This is a genomic window from Thiolapillus sp., assembly GCF_048562965.1.
In the GTDB taxonomy this organism is placed as follows: domain Bacteria; phylum Pseudomonadota; class Gammaproteobacteria; order Chromatiales; family Chromatiaceae; genus Thiolapillus; species Thiolapillus brandeum_A.
The window spans coordinates 1-2774 of the sequence record NZ_JBHNMF010000435.1 but is presented as its reverse complement, the minus strand read 5'-3'; the positions used below and the strand labels follow the sequence as shown (position 1 = coordinate 2774).

General features: G+C 56.7%; 3 protein-coding genes. All 3 read right to left on the bottom strand.

Going from position 1 to position 2774, the window contains the following annotated elements:
• Positions 1-20 precede the first annotated feature (20 nt).
• Positions 21-989: a type I restriction endonuclease gene (locus ACOCD2_RS15975; protein WP_305800517.1), complete on the bottom strand. Its 969-nt coding sequence runs from the start codon at positions 987-989 to the stop codon at positions 21-23.
• Positions 989-1984, bottom strand: a complete 996-nt coding sequence (rhuM, locus tag ACOCD2_RS15970) for a RhuM family protein (protein ID WP_293649565.1) — start codon at positions 1982-1984, stop codon at positions 989-991. Before rhuM ends, ACOCD2_RS15975 begins: the two co-directional genes overlap by 1 nt.
• A 45-nt stretch (positions 1985-2029) precedes the next feature.
• Positions 2030-2774 (bottom strand): Kiwa anti-phage protein KwaB-like domain-containing protein (locus ACOCD2_RS15965; protein WP_293675012.1); only part of this gene is annotated, 745 nt, incomplete at its 5' end.

Here is a 2774-nt window from a genome sequence, read left to right as displayed (position 1 = left end):
GTCATCGTCGTCCCGGGAAATCATCCCGGCGTCACGCAACACGCCGACGATCTGCTTGTCCAGCTCATCGCGGTCGGTGACGATGGCGACGCGGGCATTGGGGTGTTCTCCAGTATCCACTTGGCCAGCAGCACCATGACAATGCTCTTGCCACTGCCCTGGGTGTGCCAGATAATGCCGCCTTCCTTGCGCCTGACAAATTCCTGCGCGGCCTTGATGCCAAAGTACTGATGCACGCGCGGCAGTTTTTTCACGCCGCCATCGAACAACACGAAGTCATACATCAACTCAATCAGCCGCGACTTGTTGCACAGCTTCAGCAGGTACTTGTCCAGCTTGAAACGGCTGTTGTCCTCCTCCTCCTCCTTCCACTTGAGGAAATATTTCTCCGGCGTGCCGATGGCGCCGTATTGCAGTCCTTCCGAATCGTTTCCGGCAAAGATGAACTGCACGGTGGAGACGAAGGCGCCGATGAACTCCGCGCGCTGATTGACAAGGCTCTGGCGAATCCCGTCGCCGATGGAGCCGCGGCTGTTCTTCAGCTCCAGCACGCCGATGGCGATGCCGTTGACATAGAGCACGATGTCCGGACGCTTTTCGTGATTGCCATAAACCGTCACCTCCTCGGCGATGGCAAAGTCGTTTTTCTCAGGCTCGGCCCAGTTGATGACATGAACCGTCTCGGTGTTCCGCCCGGCCTCGGTCCGCACCTGCACGCCATAGCGCAGGCGGCTGTAGAAGGCCTTGTTGTTGTCGTAGAGGCTGCGGGCGTGGTTGTCCGCCTCGCTGTGCAGGATGTCGAGGGCGCGGGCGATTTGCGCCGGACTATAACCGCAACGCGACAGATAATCCGTCAGCAATGTCTCTTCGATGTTGCTGTTGCCGTCGCGGTATTCCCAGTTGCCAAGATAGCGATAGCCCAGCTCATCGCGGAACAGGGCGATGACGCGATCCTGGGTTGCCCGCTCGGGTTGGCCGACGCCTGCCATTATGCCTCCTCCCCATCCGGGCCGGCTGGCTGCCCCGGCAGTAACAGGTGCATGACCAGCCGCACCATCAGCTCCTTGGCCTTGGGGTCGCTTTCGGCGATGAGCAGGGTCAGGGCCGTCAGGCCGTTTTCATCCAGCGTCAGGCTGATGCCCTCCTGGCGCAGGTAGAGCAGAAACAGGAAGGCGGCGGAGCGCTTGTTGCCATCGGAAAAGGGATGGTTCTTGATAGTAAAATACAGCAAATGCGCCGCCCGCTCCTCACGGCTCTTGTACAGGGGCTCACCGAACATGGTCTGTTCGATATTGCCCAGGATCGACGCCAGCCCATCGCCCCGGTCACGGGCGAACAGCTCGCTGGCCTCGCCCCGGCTCCTCAGCTCCGTGGCCAGGGCATCCAGGGCGCGGCGCGCCTCATCCGGTCCCAGCACTCCGCGCGCCAGACAGGTACCGGGCGGCTCGCTAAGCTCACCCTCGTCATAATCCAGCAACAAACGCCAGGTCTTGGCATAGCCCAGGATCAAACCCACCACTTCCCGGCCAATATCGGACACCAGCTCCTGCCGCACCAGTGTCTTGCCCAACAAGGCCACCGCCTGCTCCAGTTCAGAGAGCCCCTGCTGGGCCAGACGATGCTCGTTGAGACTGTAGCCCCGGGTCAGGTTCTCACGCAGCACCCGGGTGGCCCACTGGCGGAAACGGGTGGCGCGGGTAGAGTTGACCCGGTAACCCACGGAGATGATGGCGTCGAGATTGTAGTGTTTCAGCCGCCGTTTGACCTGTCGCGCGCCCTCCTGACGAACTGCTAAGAAATCCTTAGTAGTTGACGATTTCGGTAACTCATTGTCACTAAAGATATTTTTCAGGTGCATTAACACATTTTCGGCGGTGGTGCCAAACAACTCCCCCATCTGCTTTTGCGTCAACCATAACGTCTCCCCCTCCAGCCGCACCTCGACCTGCTGGGTGTCGGATTCGAAGATGATGATGTTGCTCATGGCACTATCACCTCATCCCCCACAAATTCACCTTAATGGGGATCATCAATCCGCCTCTCGCTTCGAGTTGGTCTCGTACAAAGTTTCAGTGATGGCGCCACGGAAGATTTCTTCATTCAGGAACTGGAGCAGGCGTTTAGCTTCCTGCTTATCAGAAGGAAATATAATCTTGTTGCCTTTTAGCTGAATATCGATCTCAAATCCCTCTGAGTGTTTCCGTATCTGTTTGGCTGTGAAATTATCTAAGATTCCTGAATCCCTAAGCATGGCAAACCGTTTGCGGAACCACTGATTGGCGCCCACGGCCAATGCCTCAGCATCTTCGGGTGCCAGGCAGTTGTGGTCCAGTACCTCACGGATTTCCTGTTCCGAGGCTTCTTCGTAAAATTCTGCCAGCGGCAAAAAGGTGTTGGTGGTGCGGAAGCTATGGAACAGCAACCGCTGTTGATCCACCTCATAGACCGCGCTCAGCTTGCCACCCAAGGTAAACCCTTTGTGCTGAACAGTCTCATAGGTATTGTTCTGTAAGAACAGAGAGTTACCGGGCTGGATAACATGCGAACGGCTGAAATTCTGAAACAGGATCAGCTCCTCACCCTGTTCGTTTCTCGCAAAGGCGGCAATCCCCTTGATGGATTCCACCATCTCTTCGTGCTGACTAATATTCTCCAAGTTAGGCACCGACAGGCTATTTTCATCCTGCAACCAATCAGGCAACTCAAACTCATCCAAGCAAAACCGTTCATGCGCCTCGGGTTGATAGCCTGGAGCAAAGTCAATTTCATGAACA

Excerpts from the sequence above, each read along its gene's own strand:
- ACOCD2_RS15975 (WP_305800517.1), bottom strand. The coding sequence starts at position 989 with ATGGCAGGCGTCGGCCAACCCGAGCGGGCAACCCAGGATCGCGTCATC.
- rhuM (WP_293649565.1), bottom strand. The coding sequence starts at position 1,984 with ATGAGCAACATCATCATCTTCGAATCCGACACCCAGCAGGTCGAGGTG.